We start from the raw sequence: 21,511 nt of genomic DNA, 5'->3' as shown, positions 1-21,511 counted from the left end.
TCATAAGAAATTTGAGCAAAAAAGAGCTTCTCATGGAGAAGCTCTTTTTTATGATACAAATAATTATAATTTATTGACAATTTCTTTTAATGTGTCAGCAGCATATTCTGCTGTAAAATCGCGCTGTGGACTTCCAAACATTTCATAACCTACCATAAATTTTTTGACCATTGCACTTCGCAATAATGGCGGGTAAAAACTCATATGCCAGTGCCAATGATTATTGGACTTTCCGTTTGTTGGTGCTTGGTGAATACCACTGGAATATGGAAAAGAACAATTAAATAATTTATCGTAAACTCTCGTTATTACTAATATAGCTTCAGCAAATAAAATGGTTTCTGCTAAAGGTATTTGACTAATATCTGTTTGGTGGTTTTTAGGAACAATCATAGTTTCAAATGGCCAAACCGCCCAAAAAGGAACAAGAACAACAAAGGCTTTGTTTTCAAAAATGATGCGACGTTTCTCTTTTAATTCTTGCTTCAGATAATCACTGAGCAATGAGCTATTTTCTTTATTAAAATAGTTTAATTGACTTATGTCTTTCTTCACTACTTCATTTGGCAATGAACTTTGACTCCATATCTGACCATGTGGGTGAGGGTTACTGCAACCCATAACCTCTCCTTTGTTCTCAAATATCTGAACATAACTAATATGCTTTTCTTCACCTAATATTTTATACTCTTGCTGCCAAGCATTAATGACTTTTTCAATCTCCTTAGAAGACATTTGAGCCAAACTCTTAGAGTGATCTGGACTAAAACATACGACTTTGCAGATACCATTCTCAGCCTCTGCTTTTAGCAAGCCTTCACTTAACTTAAAGTGTTCAGAGTTACTAGTTAGTGCTGCAAAATCGTTTTCAAAAATAAACACATCATCGTAATCGGGATTCACAGCGCCACTTGCTCTTCTGTTACCAGCACACAAATAACAATTTTCATCATAAGATGGTCTGCTTGCATTAGGAAGCACTTCTTCTTTCCCTTGCCATGGTCTTTTAGTTCTATGTGGCGACACCAAAACCCATTCTTCTGTTAGAATATTAAAACGTTTGTGTGATTCGTTTTGTAAATCGTTATTCATGTTGGTTTTATTTTATAACTCTAGTTCCATCATTAAGTATTACTTTATAAATACTACAATCTCGATTGAATTTCTTCTTATAGGTCTTTGAAATTTTACTTTGAAAATTATTCGAACTACTTTTTTTCACCAAATTAATGGTGCAACCTCCAAAACCTCCTCCCATCATTCTCGCGCCAATAACAGAGTCGTTCTTTTTAGCCTCATCGACTAAAAAATCCAACTCAATACAACTGATATCATACATTTTACTTTGTCCAGCATGTGATTCAAAAAGAAGTTGACCTACAGTTTCTATATCATTTTCTTTTAATGCATCCTTACAGGCAACTACTCTTTCATTTTCCTGAAGAATATATAATCCCTTATTGTACTCTGATTGTGAAATTTTAGTTTTTAAAGCATTTAATTCTTCATTAGAAACCTCTCTCAGTGATGGTTTATTAAGAAGCTTTACGATTTTTTGACAAACAGCATACCTGTCATTATATCCACTTTCTGCTAAAGCATGTTTTACATTACTATTAACCAATATAATTTCATAATCGCAAAGGTGAACAGGAACCAATTCTGAAGTCAAGGTTTTACAATCTAAAAAAATAGCATGACTATTTTTTCCAAACATACTTGCATATTGGTCCATAATACCACAATTTACCCCAACATAATTGTGCTCTGCTTTTTGAGATATGTGAATTAATTCCGTTTTACTTAGCCCCAAATCAAACAGTTGATTGCACGCAAAAGCTAAACTATTTTCTAATGCAGCAGAAGATGACAACCCAGAACCTATTGGTATGTTGCCTGCAAATGCACAATTAAAATTTGTGATTTCTTTCTCAGTTTTAAGTATTTCAGAAACGACTCCAAGAACATAATTTTTCCATGTGTTGTCTTCAATTCTCTGTAGATTTTTAAGATCAACGACTAAATGCTCACCCATATCTAGTGAGACAATTGTAGAGCGGTCAGTATCACTTTTTCCAATAGCCATGGCAATGCCTTTATCTATGGCCGCTGGAAATACAAATCCATTATTATAATCTGTATGTTCCCCAATTAAATTAATTCTTCCTGGTGAAAACACCATTAACGGTTCTACATTAAACTCAGCTTTAAAGTGATTCTCGACCTTATGTATTAGCTGTTTGCTCATTAATTATGAAAAATAAATATAAACGCCAATTACGATGACGCAGATCAGCAGTCCTGCTTGTTTTACATATTTCCATGGTGTAATATCGACCTGCTTTGTATATTCCTGGATATAATCTTCTTTTCTTGGATAGAGTTTTCCTACCAGTAACATAATACCAATGTTTAACAGAAATAAAATAGCCATAACATCTAAGAAATGTGGATAGGCCTGCGCTTCGGTTAATGCTAATGCGGTTTCGTCTGTAATCCCAGATCCTTTAGCTTTTTCTATAGCATTCTCAACAAAATAAGGTTGTAAAATAAACTGACTAAGAATATATAGTACACAACCTGAAACCAAACCAATTTTTGCTGCAATCGCAGGAACGCGCTTCGTTAAATAACCAACAACAATGATGGTTAAAATTGGAATACTATAAATACCGTTTATTTCTTGTAAATAATCAAACAGACTTCCTGCATTGGCAATTAATGGAGCAATAAACATAGCGGCAATTGCCAAAATTACCCCAAACAGCTTACCATACTTTACAACTGTTTTTTCATCAGCATCTTTATTAATGTGCTGTTTGTACACATCAATCCCGAATAACGTTACCGAACTATTTAAAACACTATTAAAAGAACTTAAAATAGCACCAAATAATACTGCGGCAAAGAAACCAATCCAGGTATTAGGCAATACTTTATTTACTAACATTGGATAAGCGCTATCTGCTGTTTCTAAATTACCTTGAAAGACATGAAATGCGATTAAGCCAGGTAACACCACGATAATAGGACCTAATATTTTTATGAATGAGGCCAATAATAATCCCTTTTGACCTTCTTTTAAATCTTTAGCACCCAGAGCTCTTTGAATAATTTGTTGGTTGGTTCCCCAATAAAATAATTGTACCAACATCATTCCTGTAAAAATGGTATAGAAGGGAACAGGATCTGTTTTACTTCCCATGGATTTAAATTTTTCCGGATTCTCGGTTGTTAAGATTGAAAGCCCATCTAAAAGATTGCCATCACCAATCATCATTAACCCAAAAATTGGTATTAAAATACCACCAATTAACAACCCAATAGCATTGATAGAATCTGAAACTGCCACAGCTTTTAACCCACCAAAAACAGCATAAATAGAACCAACTATTCCAATGCCCCAAACGCAAATCCATATCGATTGTGTATGCGTTACACTCAACAACTCAGGGACATTAAACATGCCGCTAATTGCTAAAGAACCAGAATACAAAATTACTGGAAGTAACACCACGACATAGCCTGATAAAAATAGTACGGAGGTTAATGTTTTAGTTGATACATCAAAACGTTTTGCTAAAAATCCTGGAACTGTTGTTAATCCTCCTTTTAAATATCTGGGCAGTAAAAATATGGCTGTAACAACCATTGCTATAGCCGCAAGCGTTTCCCAGACCATTACGGATAGTCCACTTTGATATGCCGACCCGTTTAAACCAACAATTTGCTCTGTAGATAAGTTGGTCAGTAATAAAGAACCTGCAATGACTCCGGCTGTTAAACTCCGACCACCAAGAAAATAGCCATCGGAAGTTGATTCCTCAGTTTTTCTGGTTTTTATATAGGAGATTATCGCAACAATAAGTGTAAAACCGATAAATGTCAAAAATTGCATAATTTATTTTTAGTTAGTTAGTTGAAATTTTGATTGTCCACTCTGTAGTCACCTCTTCATTAGGTTTTAATACTTGTTTTCCAATTTGGTTATTAAAACTATCAGCAACACCTGTCATAGGTTCAATGGCTATAGCTTCTGTATCTTGTGGTGTGTAAATTTGCAAAAATTTATTGATGGCTGATGATTTTAGTTGAAGCTGATACGAAGGCGTTATAAAGTTGACTATATGCGAATCTAAAACAAAAGCATCATCAAAAGTTTTATGCTTTAGATCTATTGCCATGTCTTCACTAAAATCTTCTTTATCAATTACAATCCCATTCGAATCAATTTTAAATTTTTTCTTACTCTGAAAGGATAGTTTACTTTTACTTAAATCTGAACTTAAAAAATAAGGATGCCATCCCATTGTATATGGAAAAGATTTCTCATCTATATTCTTTGCTGCTAGTTTAAGAGAAAGGCCATCTTTATTTAAAGTGTATTTTAAAATAATAGCGTATTTAAAAGGGAAACCATCACAGCCATCACGTTCTTCATAGCTTAAAGTTACACTTGCAAAATCTTGATTAGCTTCTTTACTGACAACTTCAAAGTATTTATCGTAAACCAATCCGTGGATCGCATTTTTACCCGATTTCTCGTTACAATGTAATTTGTACTTAGTTTCATTAAATATATATTCCCCATTCTTAATTCTATTTGCAAAAGGAAATAAAATCGCTGACGTAAAATCTTCTGTATATTTTCTGTTAGTTTTATCAGTAATAATTTCAGTCCTATTTATAATTAAATTAGTAATACGTCCTCCTTCATTCAAACAGATTTTTACTATGTTGCCAGTATCAGAACTTGTTAAAACCAAGTAGTCCATTGTTGTATTTTCTGTTACTATGTTATACAAAACTTATAGTGATTTTCTAACAATTACGGTATTCGGGTTTTCGAGTTGAGCGAATTCTTCCTCCAATATCATTTTTGCCATCAACTGACCCATTAAAGTAAAGTTTGTAGAAATCGTAGTAATTCCGCCTTCAACAATCTCTTTTAAAAGTGAATCATTATAAGCTATAATTCCAACATCTTTTCCAACTACTAAATTTTCAATTTGGATTCTCTTTATCAAAACAATTAAACTTCTATCGTCCAAAACAAAATAAATATCACCTTGCTTGGGTTTACAATTGTCAAGCTCTAAAATTTCATTCTTAGGAATTATACTCGATTGACAAAAGTGATTAAATCCTTTTAAAATGGCATCTGGTTGTTGCGATTTAGATTTTATAAAAACGACCGTATTGTATATTTTTATATAAGGCTCCAAGTCTTTCAAACCATTAAAAACATTCTTTTCAAAATTTTGAAAAACACAAGCATAATCTTTTAACCTTTCATTAGTTTGGTCTAATACAAACACCGCTTCTTTTGGCAATTCGCTTAAAACTTCTGCTGCATTTTGAAAATTTGCTGGCATTATAACGTAGTAATTATAATTACCTACATTGTCATTGATGAGTTTCTTAAAAATAGTTTCGTTAAAATGATGAAAGAAAATATCTACCTGAAAATTAGAACCAAAAGCATCTATAAACGCATTATACAAGTCTTCTTTAAAGGCATTGAGTTCATCAAATAATAAGAAAACTTTTTTGGTAATCTTAACATCTTCTGTTTTTATATAATAGCCTTTACCAACAACCGATTCTATAATTCCTCGCTTCTTTAATTCATTAAAAGCTGTAAAAACCGTATCTCTGGAAAGGGAAAACCTGTTCTTAATACTATTTACTGAAGGTAACTTGTCCCCTTTTTTGAGATGACCATGCTCCAAACCATCCTCTACAGATTGAATGATTTGCCTATACTTAGGTATTCCTAGATTTTTATCAATACTAATAATGCTCACAAAACAAATATATTTAAAAACTGGTAGGTACTGGTAGGTTTGTGAAAATTATTTTATTAAATTAGCGCAAAGCTCAGTGAATTATGATAAATTCTAAATTAAAAGTGCATTACCTTACAGTACTAGCCATCATGGCTCTAATGCTACTTAGTGCAAATGGCTGTTCAGATAATAGTTCTAGCGATGGTGATGATATAAATGAAACACCAACCGCATTTTATTATGGAGCAGATTTGTCTTATGTTAATGAAATGGAAGATTGTGGAGCCACTTACAAAAACAGTAATGGTAATGCGCAAGATCCATATGTAATTTTTAAAAATAAAGGAGCAAATCTTGTACGATTAAGATTATGGCATAATCCTACATGGACCAACTACTCAAATTTTCAAGATGTAAAAAAATCCATACAGCACGCAAAAAATCAAGGTATGGAAGTGCTATTAGATTTTCACTATTCAGATACTTGGGCAGATCCATCTAAACAACAAATACCAGCTGCTTGGTTGAACTCAATTAATGACACAGACGCCTTAGGAAATTTACTATACAATTACACTTACAACACGTTATTAGAGTTATCTAATGAAGGTTTACTTCCAGATATTGTGCAAGTTGGTAATGAGATTAATCCTATGATTCTTCAAGATGGTGATTTAGTTTGGCCTATCGATTGGGTAAGAAATTCGGCATTGATAAACAAAGGTATTTCAGCTGTTAGAGCCATTGCTGAAGCTGAAAATGAAGATATTGAAGTCATGCTTCATATCGCACAACCTGAAAACGGTCTTTGGTGGTTTGAACAGGCCACTGATAATGGTGTTACAGATTTTGACTGGATTGGATTGTCCTACTATCCACTTTGGTCAGATTACAGCTTAGATGATGTTCAGACACCACTTTCAACATTAATAAATACTTATAATAAAAAACTTATGGTTGTTGAAACTGCATATCCATTTACCTTAGAAAATGCAGATAATGCTAACAATATCTTAGGGTCATCTGCACTGATAAATGGCTATCCTGCTTCTCAACAAGGACAGTTAGACTACCTTAACCAGCTAAAATCAGTAATAGAAAATGCAGGTGGACAAGGTTTGGTTTATTGGGAACCTGCATGGGTTTCTACAGGCTGTTATACTTTATGGGCTCAAGGATCGCATTGGGATAATGCCACACTTTTTGACAACAATAATCAGGCTACTTTGGGTATGCAATTTTATAATGCTTCACTAAATGACTAGATGTAAACTAAACTCAATTCTAATTTTTCTCATACTAATCTCTGGAATGTTTTTTACTGAAGCCCAAACTAGAGAAATAATCACCTTAAAAAAAGACTGGAAATTCAACAAAGGACATCATCCTGAAGCAATAAATTCAAAGTTTGATGCTTCTAAATGGGAAACAGTAACCGTTCCTCACGATTGGGCAATTAAAGGCCCTTTTAATAAAGAAATTGATATTCAGAAAGTCGCCATAACACAAAATGGTGAGAACATAGCAACTGAAAAAACTGGAAGAACTGGTGCATTACCATATATTGGTGAAGCGTGGTATAGAAATGAGTTTTCATTGTCACACTTTAATAGGAACAAAAAAGTTTTGATTCTTTTTGAAGGTGCCATGAGTGAACCAGAAGTATTTTTAAATGGTAAAAAAGTTGGGGAATGGAAATATGGATACAGTTATTTTTATTTCGACATTACAGACTATATCAATGATACGAACAAAAACACATTAGCCGTAAAATTAACCAATGTTGGATTGTCTTCACGTTGGTATCCTGGAGCGGGTTTGTACAGAAAAGTGCAAGTCATAGTAAAAGATAAAAACCACATTAAGCAATGGGGAACTTTTATAACAACACCTATCATTACTAAAGAATTAGCTAAAGTCAACATTAAAACTAAAGCTTCTGGAGAGAACTTAAAATTATTGACTACCATTTATAATGCTGATGGCAAAAAAGTCAATTCTAATGAGACTACAGTACCATTTGATGACGAGTTTGACCAAAATATTACTGTAGAAAAGCCTAATCTATGGAGTCCTGAAACTCCTTACTTATATACCGCTGTTTCTCAATTATATTCTGGAAATGAATTAAAGGATGAAACCACAAAACGTTTTGGTATTCGAAGCATTAACTACGACCAAAAAACAGGATTTAGTTTAAATGGTGAGGTAAGAAAATTTAAAGGAGTTTGTTTACATCACGATTTAGGCCCCATTGGAACTGCAGTAAATACAGCTGCTTTGCGCCGACAATTGCGTATTCTTAAAGATATGGGATGTGATGCTATAAGAAGCTCCCACAATATGCCCTCTATTGAACAGCTTGAACTATGTGATGAAATGGGTTTTATGTTTTTAGCTGAAAGTTTTGATGAATGGGCAAAACCTAAAGTAGAAAATGGATACAATCGTTTTTTTGAAGATTATGCAGAAAAAGACGTCGTTAATCTCGTACACGCCACACGTAATCATCCATCAATAGTCATGTGGAGTTCTGGTAACGAAGTCCCAGATCAATGGGGAACCGAAGGTGTAAAACGTGCGAAGTGGTTACAAGACATTTTTCATAGAGAAGATCCAACACGACCAGTAACTGTTGGTATGGATCAGGTGGAAGCAACTATGGAATCTGGATTTGGTGCTTTGCTAGATATACCTGGGTTAAACTATCGCGTGCATTTATATGAAGAAGCTTATGAGAAATTTCCACAAGGATTCCTATTAGGTTCTGAAACCGCTTCAACAGTGAGCTCAAGAGGAATTTACAAGTTTCCTGTTGAAAAGGGTATTATGAAGACCTATGATGATTTTCAGTCTTCATCCTACGATTTAGAATACTGCAGTTGGTCTAATTTACCTGATGATGATTTTGTTTTACAAGATGATAAACCTTGGGTTATTGGAGAGTTTGTCTGGACTGGTTTTGACTATTTAGGTGAACCTACTCCTTATGATGAAGCTTGGCCTTCTCGTAGTTCGTATTTTGGAATTAATGATTTAGCAGGTTTACCAAAAGACAGATATTACCTTTACAGAAGCCGATGGAACACGAATGATGAAACCCTACATATTTTGCCACATTGGAACTGGGAAGGTCGTGAAGGTGAAATCACACCTGTTTTTGTTTATACGAGTTATGATAGTGCAGAATTATTTTTAAATGGTAAAAGTTTAGGAATTCAAAAGAAAAATAACGAAACGCCTCAAAATCGCTATCGCTTAATGTGGATGGATGTTAAATACAAACCAGGAACATTAAAAGTTGTTGCGCTAGACAAGAATGGAAATCCTGCAGAAGAAAAAGAAATTAAAACTGCTGGAAAACCGCATCAGATCGTCTTAAATTCAGATGTAAAAACATTAAAAGCTAATGGTGAAGATTTAGCATTTGTTACGGTTTCTGTTGTAGACAAAAATGGAAATCCATGTCCTACAGCGACAAATCAATTAAAATTTAAAGTTAGTGGAAAAGGCATTTTCAGAGCTGCTTGTAATGGAGATGCAACTTCTTTAGAACTATTTCATTTGCCAACTATGAAATTATTTAGTGGTAAATTAGTAGTACTTATTCAGTCCACAGAAAATGTAGGCGAAATTAATTTAATTGTTACAGGAAAAGGATTAAAAAATGCGAAATTAAAGTTGAAATCTATTACCGATAATTAAATAATTAATTACAGCGCAGAAATATAAGTTTCATCATGTTAAAGCGAATCATCGTACTATTATTGTTTATAAGCATTACTATGAATTTATCTGGTCAAGACTTAAAAGATTATAAATGGAAAAATCGAATCATCCTTATTATTTCAAACAGTGAAACCTCAGAATTGTTTAAAGAACAAATAAAAGAATTAGAATTAGACCATGAGGGATTAGATGAACGGCAACTTGTTGTATATAAAGTTCTTCCCTCTAAATATAAGTTAAACTCAAATAACTGGATTACCAATTCAGGGTTATATAAAACCTATAACAGTGAGGGTGATTGTTTTAAAATTGTACTTATTGGTCTAGATGGTGGGATTAAACTTAGTCAAAATAAACTCCTCACAAAAAACCAACTCTTCTCTACTATTGATGGAATGCCTATGCGACGTGCCCAACTCAAAAATAAACAATAACAAATCATTCAGCTGTTTTGAATTCGAAATATTATTTGAATGAGACTTTAAAGTAAACAAATTAAAGCTACTGACTTAGGTCATAAGATCTATTAAATTATAGACTTAAATTTGATGTGAAATTAAACATCACTTATTAGTTCCATATATAGAAATGAAAAAAGTATTAGTAGATATCTTTAATAATTCTTGGTTGAACATAATTGCCCTTTTAGTTTTTTTATTCTTTGCTACCCTCACGTGCTTACCCAAAAATACTATTTCTAAGGAGATTAAATTACATGAAGGTGAAATTGAATTTAAACGAGGAGAAATTTTAATAAAGGCCAATCATAATAATTTTGGTCGGAAAATCAGGTTTTGAAGCATATGCTTTACTTCTATAATCTAAAATCTGAAAAGAATTATTCTGTATATCTGGCAATTGAAAGTGCACATCTATAAAATCTTTATCTTTTTTAAATTGAAAGTCATTTATCTCTGTATTCCATTTATAGGTTCCTTTTAAACTATCAATTATAAAAGGAGAATTATCTGTATTGTATTTTGATTTTTTGAAAGGAATAGGGGAATTTGCCTGATTATATAAAAACTTCAATGCTTCAATCTCATACATTTCAGAAGTCACCGTCATTAAATTTACCATATCACTGTTTAATACTTTTAAAGAGCGAATAGCCTCGTCTTTCTCGTAAGAAACGGAGCAAGAAAATAAGAGGAAAGGCAGAACCAAAACTATCATCTGGTATCTCACTATCCAATTATATTTAAGCCAAGCACTACGCATGATTGTATAAAGATTAATCTTATTTTTACTTTAGAATTTAACCTGTTAATAAATGTAGTCTTATTCTTAAAATTGGAAAATGATATTGGTCATTTTGAAACGAAATTATGGATAGAATTGACCGTATTGAAATAGCGCTAAAATCTTTCTAATCGAATTTAGATTAGACATAAAAAAGCTTCTCAATGTATGAGAAGCTTAATTTCTTTTTTGTGCGGGCGGGGAGACTCGAACTCCCACACCTCGCGGCACTAGATCCTAAGTCTAGCGTGTCTACCAATTCCACCACGCCCGCAATAAGGACTGCAAATATAAACAATACTTTGAATATTCAAATAGCAATTAAATAAGAAAATATTCATCCTAGAATTCTTATTTTTGTAGTAAACCAAAAATTAATATGCAATCCATTAAATCTTATATAAACGAAAATAAAGATCGTTTCTTAAATGAACTTATAGAATTATTAAAAATCCCTTCAATTAGTGCAGATTCAGCGTACCGAAATGATGTCTTAAAAACTGCCGAAGTCATAAAAACTAGTCTCGAAAACGCTGGTTGCGATCATGTCGAAATTTGTGAAACTGATGGTTATCCTATTGTTTATGGAGAAAAAATAATTGATAAAAACTTACCAACCGTTCTTGTTTATGGTCATTACGATGTGCAACCACCAGATCCTTTAGATTTATGGAATTCTCCACCTTTTGAACCCGTAATTCAGAATACTGAATTGCATCCGGATGGTGCCATTTTCGCCAGAGGAGCTTGTGATGATAAAGGCCAAATGTATATGCATGTTAAGGCCTTAGAATACATGACCGCTCATAACGAATTACCTTGTAACGTCAAATTTATGATTGAAGGTGAAGAAGAAGTAGGCAGCGCTAATCTTGGAAAATTTGTTGCGGCAAATAGAGACAAACTGGCCAATGATGTCATTCTTATTTCTGATACTGGTATGATTGCCAAAGATGTGCCATCTATAACAACAGGGTTAAGAGGATTAAGCTATGTTGAAGTAGAAGTTACTGGTCCAAACAGAGATTTACATTCTGGCTTGTACGGCGGAGCTGTAGCGAATCCAATTAATGTATTAACCAAGATGATTGCCTCATTACATGATGAAAACAATCATATTACCATACCAGAATTTTACGATAAAGTAGAGAATTTATCAGAAGCTGAACGTTCAGAAATGGCAAAAGCACCATTTTCATTAGAAGCGTATAAGAAAGCTTTAGACATTGATGCTGTTTATGGTGAAGAAGGATATACCACCAACGAACGCAATTCTATTCGTCCAACCCTTGATGTTAATGGTGTTTGGGGAGGTTACACTGGTGAAGGTGCTAAAACAGTAATTGCTAGTAAAGCCTATGCAAAAATATCTATGCGTCTGGTACCACACCAGGATTGGGAAGAAATTACTGAATTATTTAAATCTCATTTTGAAAGTATTGCACCTAAAGGTGTTAGAGTAAAGGTTACACCACATCATGGCGGACAAGGCTATGTTACTCCTATTGATAATATTGGTTATAAAGCTGCTTCAAAAGCTTACGAGGAAACCTTTGGTAAAACTCCAATTCCACAAAGAAGTGGTGGCAGTATACCAATTGTCACTCTATTTGAACAAGAATTAAATAGTAAAACTATTCTAATGGGCTTTGGTTTAGATAGTGACGCCATTCATTCACCAAATGAGCATTTTGGTATTTGGAACTACCTTAAAGGTATAGAAACTATTCCTTGGTTTTACAAATATTTTACAGAACTAAAAGGATAGACTATTCTTTTACGATTTTGTAGGTTGAAGATTTTGATAGGGTCGAAACTTTTACAAAATAAACTCCAGTTGCTATATCGCTTAAGTCTACAGAATTTATTGTGTTTTTAGTCTTTAAGGTATTATATAACTTACCTGAAATATCAATAATTTCTATAGAAATTTCTTCACCTGTATTATTGTCTATTTTTAAAATTGACGATACAGGATTAGGATAGATATTTACATCCTCATTGGTAAATTGCTCGGTAGTCAGAGTATTGAAATTAATACATACACTGCGTTCTATGCAAGATCCATTAGTCACTTCAACTGAATAATTTCCGTTTGAAATTGGCGTAAACGTTTGATTAATTTCTCCCACAATTGCAGTATCCGTATCACAATTATACCACTGATAAGCACCTGCAGTATCATCAGAGATTAGACTTGTTGCATTCTGGCTTACTGTATTATCAACGTTTACCAAACCACTTTTTGTTGCAATATAGGCAGCTACAAGTTTGGTGATTTCGGTCATGTACTGAAAATCAATATCGTCAGTGCGATCGTCTGACGTATGATAATCTGGTGTTTGATCATTTGTTTCCCAAGATTCACCAACTAAAACTGCCGAATAGCCTTGAGCCCAAAATCGCGAATGATCACTTGCTGATGTTCCTGGATTGACTATTAGAGGATTTAAATCGAACGTATAATTCATTAAAATTTGTTCTAAATCTGAAACTATACCTAGAGAGTTTGCAAAATTTCTAACATCGATATCAAAATCATTATCACCTGCAGTTCCAGGCGCATCTCCATCATAACCTATCATATCCATATTAATAACACCTAAAATATTGTCTCTAGTATTGCCATTAGATGTATCTGCTGCTTCAACGGCATAAAAATCGGAGCCATTTAGTCCATTTTCTTCTTCGTCCCAAATAGCATATACAATGGTATTGTCCGTGCATTGGGTGGACATTATTCTTGCTATTTCTAATACTGCGGCTACACCTGTGGCATTATCATCTGCGCAGTATGTGGTTACCGAATCATAGTGTGCACAAATCATATAAATATCGTCCGGATTGGTTTGTCCAATTTGGGTGGCAATGACATTTTTACCAGATGTGTTGAAATCTTGAATTTCAACGGTAAGATTATCTAAAGCTAGAAATTGTTCTTCAATAAAATCTGCAGCTAAATCGTTTACTGTTCTAAACCGCGAAGGAATTGTTTGAAGTGTTCCGTTAATTACGGCATCTTGCTCGCCTGCAAGTATTGCAACATTGGTTTCTAAATTTGGTTGATTCACCTGATCAATAATATCTTGTATTGATTGTGAATACGATAAATTCAGCGTTACAAAAGCAACAATTATATAAAGAAATGTCTTGTTCATCATTTGGGATTTTCACTTCTAAAGATAACAAATATAAGCATTTACAGGGTTTTAGACCAGATGATTTTGATATTTCAATTTTATATTCTACATTTGTAGAGTTAATTCTAAATATGTAGAACATGCAACTTTCTAAAACTGAAGAACAACTGATGCAATATCTATGGAAGCTTGAAAAAGCTTTTATGAAAGACCTTTTAGAAATTTATCCTGAGCCAAAACCAGCAACAACTACTGTTGCTACGTTATTAAAGCGAATGATAGGCAAAGGTTTTGTAGACTACAAAACTTATGGAAAATCCAGAGAATACTTTCCTTTAGTGAAAAAGGAAGATTATTTCTCTAAACACGTTAATGGGTTAATAAAAACCTTTTTTAACGATAGTGCTTCACAGTTTGCTTCATTCTTTACTCGTAAAACAGACTTAACCAAGGAAGAATTAGAAAAATTAAAGTCTATTATAGACCAAGAAATAAAAAACAAGTAATTATGGATATATATCTATTAAAATTTTCGGCTTGTTTATTGGTCTTTTGGTTAGTTTATATACTTTTTCTAGAGCGCCAAAAAATGCATCATTTAAAGCGTTTTTATCTGTTAGTTTCTGTTTTCTTATCGCTAACCATTCCTTTATTGACAATTACCTACTACATTGAGCCCGTCGTAAATAATTTTGTGGAAATGCCAATGACTGTTCCTTTTGAAACTTCATTAGCGGAAGTTCCGCTTCAAGAGGAATCACTTTTTACTTTAGAACGTGTCCTTTGGTTGATCTATGGACTAGGTGTTGTTTTATTTGCAACTCGATTTATAGTTAACCTGGCTAAACTATATCGCCAGATTTCAACTAACGATAAGGTTTCAGCCCGCAATTTCATTTATGTACTACTAAAAGATTATCGTATTCCGCATTCGTTCTTTAAATATATCTTTTTGAACAAAACTAAGTTTGAAAATGATAGCATACCAAAAGAAGTTATTCTTCATGAGGAAACCCACGCGAAGCAAATGCATAGTCTAGATGTTTTAATTATTGAATTACTTCAGATTGTATTCTGGTTTCATCCACTGATATACATTTTAAAACATCATATTAAATTAAATCACGAATTTTTAGCAGATCAAGCCGTGCTAAATAATGGTATTGATCAAAAAAAATATCAGAACATATTATTACAATTTTCATCAAACACTCAAAACTATCAACTCTCGAGTGCCATCAATTATTCATCCATCAAAAAACGATTTACAGTTATGAAAACACAAACATCCAAAACCCGAATTTGGGTAAGCGCATTGTTACTCTTGCCAATTATTGCAATTCTTTATTACAGTTTTGCTGAAAAAGAATATGTTGAAAGAGATTACCTTTCATCAAATCTATCTGATGTTTCCAAATCTCAATTGGATAAAGTTAAAACGTATAGAGAAGCTGCCGATAACTATAACAAAGCAGTTAGATTATTTATAAATGATAACAGATACATTGACGACGAGAGAGCAAAATACTTAAAATCGGTTGCCGATGATTTATTTAAATCATTTTCAGATGAAGAGAAAACTCAATTTAATATCTTTAAAACAAGACCTATTCCATATTCAGATGAGGAAGCAACTGACTTATTCTATTATAATGAACCAGTTCTAAGAATTGATTCTGAACAAAACCTATGGCTTAATAATAAAAAAACAACATTAAAAACCTTAGAAGAAGATTTTAATAGCATTATACAATTTGCTGGAACAGGTGTAAGACTAAAAACTGAAACTAGAGTAAGTGCGGAAATCGTAGAAAAAATCATGTCTGCTTTAGGTCCTAATTTAAGCGTACTCGCTTTTAGTCCAAAAGAAGCGACTGTCTATAATCCTAACTATAAACAAGAAAAAGCAACAGAAAAAGAAGTTGAAGCTTATAATGTTTGGGCTAAAAAGATACATGCTGAAAGTAAAAAACTTTCAAAAGATGCTACGTGGTATCCACCTATTAATGAACAAGATTTAATAAAATACTCTGGTATCTATAATAGAATGTCAGTGCAACAGAAAAAGCAAGCAATTGAGCATCCATTTCCAGATCTCGATATAAGTGGTACAGAAGAAAATATTTCTGTAACAGAACAACAAAAGGCTACAAAAAAACAAATCGCAGCTTATAATACTTGGGCTAAAGCCATAAATGATAAAATGGCTAAAGCAAAGGCTAATAATGATGTTAATGAATATCCAATTGTAAAAGTAAAAGAGGTCAATAAATACAAGGCTATTTACGCTATTATGACAGAAGCTCAGAAGAAAGTAGCAGAGCCATGGCCAAGTTTTCCACCTCCGCCACCACCAGCTCCAGAAAGAGCTACAGTTATTGAAATTGCAGAATACGATGTTTGGGCTAAAAAAATGAATATAGCTATAAAAAAAGCAGAGTCTGGCAATAACAAAAGTTACTATCCAAGAATTAAGAAAGAAGATTACGATAAATACTATAATATTTATAGTACCCTAATGACTGAAGCACAACGCGAGACTGCCGAACCATGGCCAAATATTCCACCTCCACAACCACCTCCACCACCAGCACCTGAAACACCAAAAAATAAATCTAATGATAGTCCAAACGTAAATTCAACCCAACAAACAGTCAAAATTCAGCCTATTGAAATTATTATTGATAGCAATAAAAACATACAATTGAATGGAAAAATTATTGACTTTGATGCTATTAATGGTGAGGTTGAAAAACTAAATCAAAATTTATCGAATGAAGACCATAGAAAATATGTAACTGCATCTATAGCATTGGAGAAAAATAAATATTTAGACTTAGCAAAAACCATTCAAAAAGAACTTAAAAAAGCTAATGTTTGGATTAACAGTATTAGCTATAATGAAAATATTAATAAATCAGGTGTGCCCAAAAAACCATTCAGCCTTTATTCTGGTTTAACACTAGAGGAGGCCAAAGCCAAAGAAAAGAAAATTTTTAATGAGCCTATTACTATTGATACTACAAAATCTAGTCCTTGGAAGGTTAGTGTTGGAATGGCATCTTACGAATATATAGATGATAATGGAAAAAGTACTGGTAAGATTTATTTAAATTCTAAAAATGAAGATAAACAAGATGAGCTAAAAATATATGTTAACAAAAAAGAACTTTCAGGAGCCAAAATAATTGCTACACCAGCAAAAACAGACTCAAATGCCCAACAAAAAGAAGAAAATAACTTAACCCAAACCAAAAAACCACTCAAAATAAAAGAGGAGGCTGGTGAAGATAATTCAAATATTAGTAGTCAAAAAGCAATGAGTTTTACATTTTCATCTCTTAAAAATGCTAAAAAAATCGATTGGGACTTAAAGAAAGCATTTAAAGATAATTTTGAGAGTTTGAAAAATGGAGATTCAATTAGGGTTGTCCTAGAGATTGACGATAAGATTATGGTTGATAATAAAATTATAAATGATTATAAGTCAGAATTTACAGGAACATTTGGTGAAATTGATATTATGTATGAAAAAATTAAAAATCACATAAGAGAATTAAAACGAAATTAATAATAAGCTTGAATTCCTAAGTTTTAATATTAGTCCTATCCTATTTTAAATTTTGATAGGGCTTTTTTCATTAAAATATGTAACAAATAACTAGTTCTGGCGTTCTAATAGTCAATCAATCAAAAATCAAACAAATCATGTTAAAACAATTCTTTATCCTTTGCTCAGGAGCTGATACCGATATACTTAAAGACTGTTCTATTGGCGAACAAAATAAATATGCTGGCATAGGTGCTATTGTTTTTTTTACGGCACTTATGGCAACAATAGCAGCCAGTTATGCACTTTACACTGTTTTTGATAACCCATACACGTCCATCTTTTTTGGTCTAATTTGGGGTTTACTCATTTTTAATTTAGACCGTTACATTGTATCTACCATTAAAAAAAGTGACCATATCATGGATGAAATTCTACAAGCTACTCCACGTATATTGTTGGCTGTAATTATTGCTGTAGTCATTTCAAAGCCTCTAGAACTTAAAATATTTGAGAAGGAAATCAATCAGGTTTTATTAGAACAAAAAAATGAACTCACCTTAGCCAACCAAAATCAGATTGCTAAACAGTTTAATCCTAAAATTTCAGACTTAGAAAATCAAATATTAGGCCTGCAATCTCAAATAAGCACAAAGGAAACAGAAGTTAATACATTATATGATACTTATATTTCTGAAGCTGAAGGTACTGCTGGCACAAAGCTTTTAGGTAAAGGGCCTGTATATAAGGAAAAACGTGAAAAGCATGATGCTGGTTTGGCTGAGTTGCAACAATTGAAGACTGATAATAAAGCTAAAATTTTGGCTTTAGAATCTGAAATTAGGTCCTTGCAGGGAGATTATAAAGCTAACGTTGCCGATTCGCAACCTATCATAGACAATTTTGATGGTTTAATGGCTAGAGTTAATGCCTTGGGTAAGCTACCATGGCTACATTCATTCTTTATATTCTTGTTGTTTCTTGCTATAGAAACCTCTCCAATTTTCGCGAAATTGTTATCACCAAAAGGTGAATTTGATTTTAGATTAGAAGATCAGGAAACGACAATTAAAACCTGGACGTCTCAACAAGTAGCAGAACGTAAACTTATCTTAAAAACAGATAATAGCATCAACAATAAGGTCTACACCGAGATTGCTGATGAAGAAGAAATAATGAATTACAAGCGTAAGAAGGCACGCGAATTACTACAACATCAAGCTGATGCTTTTTTAAACAAACAGAAAGGTATTCTTTAGTTATTTGTGCTTATTTTTAGATTGAATATTAAATCTCAATCTCATGAAACATATTATCATTTTATTTATAGGATTATTATGCCTTAGTTGTATAAGCGTTAAAGCAGATATTACTACTGATACAGTGCAGCAGGATACTGAAAAGAACATGGCAGAAGCTGGCATTAGGCTGGTAATGGAACAACAAGAATTAGATTGGAATAAACACAATCTAGAAGGGTTTATGCAAGGCTATTGGAAAAGTGATGAGCTTAAATTTTACGGCTCTAATGGCTTAACACTAGGCTGGGAGCAAATACTGACAAATTATGAGAAAAACTATCCGACCAAAGCAGAAAGCGGCACTTTAAATTTTGTAATTAACGATATATCGAAAATTGAAGGAGATAATTACTGGGTAATGGGTGAGTATCATCTTAAACGAGATATTGGAGATGCCGACGGCGTCTTTATAATTATTTTCAAAAAAATTAATGGTGAGTGGAAAATTATAGCAGATATGTCTTGCTAAAATTCACAATACAATTAAAAAAGAAAGTGCATCCGAAACATTTATATGTCACCACAAATGTATAGAACGCACTTTTAAATAGCTTTATTTTTTTTGAACTAAGCAGCGGTTTCAGTACCTCTGAAATGTTCGTATAATTCTTTACAACCAAGTCCAATTATAGATAGACTTTTATTTTTCATAATGGCTTCATTATGCAACTTAGCTAATGCCATTACTCCATGTCTGTCTATACTAGCAATATTTTCTATATCAATAGTTATTTTATTGGTTTTCTCAAAAATACTTTTGAAGTGAGAATCGAATGTTTTAAGGTTTATTTTATTTAAAGCTCCTTTAAGCTTATAATAATTATTGTAATAAGAAATCTCTAGTGACATAACACTTCATTTAAATTGAACAATACATTTGGAGCTAATAATCAATACTTTAATTTCAACATTTATTGTGAAGTATTAAATATTATTCGATTAACGGAAGTAAAAAATAGGACGAAAAAATAAAAGTGTTTAATATTATTGACGAACGGTTAAGGGAATATAAATCAAGTATTTAAATTCTTACAATGTGCCTTATTATCGGTGGGTTTATCTACTGTTTTATTTGAAACTGGCTATTTTTTAGAAGATGGTTAGGTCTTAAATATCTTTTTTAAAACCACTGCAATTAGTGCAAACTTGATGTAACAGCTCTACACAATACTAAAAGGAAGTACAATCCTAGCTTCATCTGAGTCAAAAAGGCAGTTCTTTGTTACAATTTTCGCATGTTGCCCTAATCTCTAAAATTATGTTATCTCGTTTAAAATGAAGAATTTATATTTGTATTATGAACTATAACCTCAAAGTTATATTGATGATCCTGTTAGCGTTAATTACTATATATGGAATTATAACAGGTCAATACCTTTTCTTTGTTTTTGTGCTTCCTCTAGGATTTGGACTGTTCAAAAAGAAAAATGAAGATTAAGTTTTCTTTACATATTGCGTAATAATTACAATATGTTGTCCATCGACCTTGCCTTCAATATACTCAGCATTTTCATGATCTAATCTTATATTTCTAACAGCTGTACCTTGTTTGGCCACCATACTAGAACCTTTAACCTTGAGATCTTTTATTAAAACTACGGAATCACCTTGTTCTAAAATTACACCATTAACGTCTTTATGGATTATTTTGTTTTCATCGTCCTCACCATCACCAGAGGCTTTAGCTAAATCTAACACGTCGTCCTCCATATACATCATATTTAACAAATCTTGAGTCCAATCTGCTTCAATCCTATTAAGCATTCTCCAAGCCATAATCTTAACCGCATCATGTTCACTCCACATACTATCATTAAGACACCTCCAATGGTTAGGTTCAATGTTATCTGAGTCAGACATTTGTTCTACACATATACTACAAGCATTCAAAGCAGTTTTAAGACCATTTTCTTTAATATCTGGCACATTATAAACAGAGAGGCTTTCAATGTTTCCACAAAGCTCACATTTTGAATTACTGCGTTGTTTAAGTTCTTTTTCTAATGACATAGGTTTAGTTTGTAGCAAATGTAGAATTATTTCAAACTTTCTCTCACTTTTTTGGGTAATCCTTTTACAATCGTATCGTAAGAATGATCAATGAGTTCAAAAATTAATGTAACTGACAATTCACCTGTTTGAAAGTAAACGCTATTCCATTGCTGCTTGTGCATATGGTAACCTGGTTTTATGCTATCATATTCTGCTCTGAGTTTCTGTGCATATTCTGGGTCGCATTTAAGGTTAATAAACCCATCACCGGCTTCCCATTTTGACAACGAAGCTAATGCAAACATTTTATTACAAACTTTAAAAACTAAAACATCATCATCAAAAGGAAAGTGTTCGGTAACTTCCTTTTTACTCATACAGTAGTTTCTGTAGTCTTCTATGTTCAACTTAAAGCGTTTTTAATTTTTAAGCGTTAATAGCTTATTCTTTACTATATCAAGGGAAACCTCATCAATATAATTACTGTTGATTCTTATTTCTTCTGTTTCTGATTTAATAATATAATCTTCAGAAAAATACTTTATATCAATAATTTCAGATGTTTTCATTCGCTTTCCGAAGGGCTTGTTTTCTTTGATATAATCATCTGTAATAGTAATGTATTTCTGTTTCCTTTGATATAAAAAAGCCACTATAAACATAAGTGATAATACTATCCAACCCAGGCCTAACCACCATTGATCTTTCATTAAAAATAGTTGAAATATTCCCATAGCTAACCAGACTATACCTAAATATAGATTTTTT

At 32.6% G+C, this 21,511-nt stretch carries 19 protein-coding genes and 1 tRNA gene; 8 read left to right on the top strand and 12 right to left on the bottom strand.

The window, feature by feature from the left end:
• Positions 1-63 precede the first annotated feature (63 nt).
• From ACTG3Y_RS02455 to ACTG3Y_RS02435, 5 genes are read right to left on the bottom strand one after another with little or no spacing between them, the layout of a single operon-like run.
• Positions 64-1,092: a UDP-glucose--hexose-1-phosphate uridylyltransferase gene (locus ACTG3Y_RS02455; protein ID WP_439151338.1), complete on the bottom strand. Its 1,029-nt coding sequence runs from the start codon at positions 1,090-1,092 to the stop codon at positions 64-66.
• A gap of 7 nt (positions 1,093-1,099) precedes the next feature.
• Positions 1,100-2,248, bottom strand: coding sequence for a galactokinase (galK, locus tag ACTG3Y_RS02450; RefSeq protein ID WP_439151337.1), 1,149 nt, complete (start codon positions 2,246-2,248; stop codon positions 1,100-1,102).
• A gap of 3 nt (positions 2,249-2,251) precedes the next feature.
• Complete coding sequence (locus ACTG3Y_RS02445; protein ID WP_439151336.1) at positions 2,252-3,898, bottom strand: solute:sodium symporter family transporter; 1,647 nt, start codon at positions 3,896-3,898, stop codon at positions 2,252-2,254.
• A 13-nt stretch (positions 3,899-3,911) separates the two neighbouring features.
• Entirely contained in the window at positions 3,912-4,805 is an 894-nt protein-coding gene (locus ACTG3Y_RS02440) for an aldose 1-epimerase (RefSeq protein ID WP_439151335.1), read from the bottom strand.
• Between the two features lie 3 nt (positions 4,806-4,808).
• On the bottom strand, positions 4,809-5,807 hold the full coding sequence (locus ACTG3Y_RS02435; RefSeq protein WP_439151334.1) for a GntR family transcriptional regulator: 999 nt from the start codon (positions 5,805-5,807) through the stop codon (positions 4,809-4,811).
• Between the two features lie 83 nt (positions 5,808-5,890).
• Here ACTG3Y_RS02435 and ACTG3Y_RS02430 point away from each other — a divergent pair, with 83 nt between their 5' ends.
• The 3 genes from ACTG3Y_RS02430 to ACTG3Y_RS02420 are packed head-to-tail and all read left to right on the top strand — an operon-like array spanning position 5,891 to position 9,952.
• Positions 5,891-7,054 carry a glycoside hydrolase family 53 protein gene (locus ACTG3Y_RS02430; protein ID WP_439151333.1) on the top strand — a complete coding sequence of 388 codons (1,164 nt, stop codon included), beginning with the start codon at positions 5,891-5,893 and terminating at the stop codon, positions 7,052-7,054.
• Positions 7,055-7,100: 46 nt separating this feature from the next.
• On the top strand, positions 7,101-9,494 hold the full coding sequence (locus tag ACTG3Y_RS02425; protein WP_439151332.1) for a DUF4982 domain-containing protein: 2,394 nt from the start codon (positions 7,101-7,103) through the stop codon (positions 9,492-9,494).
• 35 nt (positions 9,495-9,529) lie between these two features.
• A complete protein-coding gene (locus ACTG3Y_RS02420; RefSeq protein ID WP_439151331.1) occupies positions 9,530-9,952 on the top strand; it encodes a DUF4174 domain-containing protein in 423 nt (140 codons plus the stop codon).
• A gap of 316 nt (positions 9,953-10,268) precedes the next feature.
• Here the strand turns inward: ACTG3Y_RS02420 and ACTG3Y_RS02415 are convergent, their stop codons facing one another.
• Complete coding sequence (locus tag ACTG3Y_RS02415) at positions 10,269-10,598, bottom strand: hypothetical protein (RefSeq protein ID WP_439151330.1); 330 nt, start codon at positions 10,596-10,598, stop codon at positions 10,269-10,271.
• Between the two features lie 354 nt (positions 10,599-10,952).
• A tRNA-Leu gene (locus ACTG3Y_RS02410) sits at positions 10,953-11,034 on the bottom strand.
• A gap of 105 nt (positions 11,035-11,139) precedes the next feature.
• On the opposite strand from ACTG3Y_RS02410, the gene ACTG3Y_RS02405 reads away from it, so the two are divergent.
• Positions 11,140-12,528 (top strand): dipeptidase, encoded by a 1,389-nt coding sequence (locus ACTG3Y_RS02405; RefSeq protein WP_439151329.1) that lies wholly within the window; start codon positions 11,140-11,142, stop codon positions 12,526-12,528.
• A 1-nt stretch (position 12,529) separates the two neighbouring features.
• On the opposite strand, the gene ACTG3Y_RS02400 is transcribed toward ACTG3Y_RS02405, so the two are convergent.
• Complete coding sequence (locus ACTG3Y_RS02400) at positions 12,530-13,918, bottom strand: M28 family peptidase (protein ID WP_439151328.1); 1,389 nt, start codon at positions 13,916-13,918, stop codon at positions 12,530-12,532.
• A gap of 122 nt (positions 13,919-14,040) precedes the next feature.
• Between ACTG3Y_RS02400 and ACTG3Y_RS02395 the strand changes: the two genes are divergently transcribed.
• From ACTG3Y_RS02395 to ACTG3Y_RS02380, 4 genes are all read left to right on the top strand, one after another.
• Positions 14,041-14,406: a BlaI/MecI/CopY family transcriptional regulator gene (locus ACTG3Y_RS02395; protein ID WP_439151327.1), complete on the top strand. Its 366-nt coding sequence runs from the start codon at positions 14,041-14,043 to the stop codon at positions 14,404-14,406.
• A gap of 2 nt (positions 14,407-14,408) precedes the next feature.
• Positions 14,409-17,471, top strand: coding sequence for a M56 family metallopeptidase (locus ACTG3Y_RS02390; RefSeq protein WP_439151326.1), 3,063 nt, complete (start codon positions 14,409-14,411; stop codon positions 17,469-17,471).
• 137 nt (positions 17,472-17,608) lie between these two features.
• The gene (locus ACTG3Y_RS02385; RefSeq protein WP_439151325.1) at positions 17,609-18,709 is read left to right on the top strand and encodes a DUF4407 domain-containing protein; all 1,101 of its coding nucleotides are present in this window, start codon (positions 17,609-17,611) and stop codon (positions 18,707-18,709) included.
• Positions 18,710-18,752: 43 nt separating this feature from the next.
• On the top strand, positions 18,753-19,220 hold the full coding sequence (locus ACTG3Y_RS02380; protein ID WP_439151324.1) for a YybH family protein: 468 nt from the start codon (positions 18,753-18,755) through the stop codon (positions 19,218-19,220).
• A 98-nt stretch (positions 19,221-19,318) separates the two neighbouring features.
• Here ACTG3Y_RS02380 and ACTG3Y_RS02375 read toward each other — a convergent pair whose 3' ends face one another.
• From ACTG3Y_RS02375 to ACTG3Y_RS02360, 4 genes are all read right to left on the bottom strand, one after another.
• On the bottom strand, positions 19,319-19,600 hold the full coding sequence (locus ACTG3Y_RS02375) for a hypothetical protein (RefSeq protein ID WP_439151323.1): 282 nt from the start codon (positions 19,598-19,600) through the stop codon (positions 19,319-19,321).
• Positions 19,601-20,185: 585 nt separating this feature from the next.
• On the bottom strand, positions 20,186-20,761 hold the full coding sequence (locus tag ACTG3Y_RS02370) for a PhnA domain-containing protein (RefSeq protein WP_439151322.1): 576 nt from the start codon (positions 20,759-20,761) through the stop codon (positions 20,186-20,188).
• A 26-nt stretch (positions 20,762-20,787) separates the two neighbouring features.
• Positions 20,788-21,150 (bottom strand): MmcQ/YjbR family DNA-binding protein, encoded by a 363-nt coding sequence (locus ACTG3Y_RS02365; protein ID WP_439151321.1) that lies wholly within the window; start codon positions 21,148-21,150, stop codon positions 20,788-20,790.
• Between the two features lie 12 nt (positions 21,151-21,162).
• Positions 21,163-21,477 carry a hypothetical protein gene (locus ACTG3Y_RS02360; RefSeq protein ID WP_439151320.1) on the bottom strand — a complete coding sequence of 105 codons (315 nt, stop codon included), beginning with the start codon at positions 21,475-21,477 and terminating at the stop codon, positions 21,163-21,165.
• Between the last annotated feature and the right edge of the window lie 34 nt (positions 21,478-21,511).

It is taken from the genome of Winogradskyella sp. (assembly GCF_965656915.1).
GTDB lineage: Bacteria > Bacteroidota > Bacteroidia > Flavobacteriales > Flavobacteriaceae > Winogradskyella.
The sequence above is the reverse complement of the archived record's forward strand: the minus strand, read 5'-3'. Positions and strand labels throughout refer to the sequence as shown.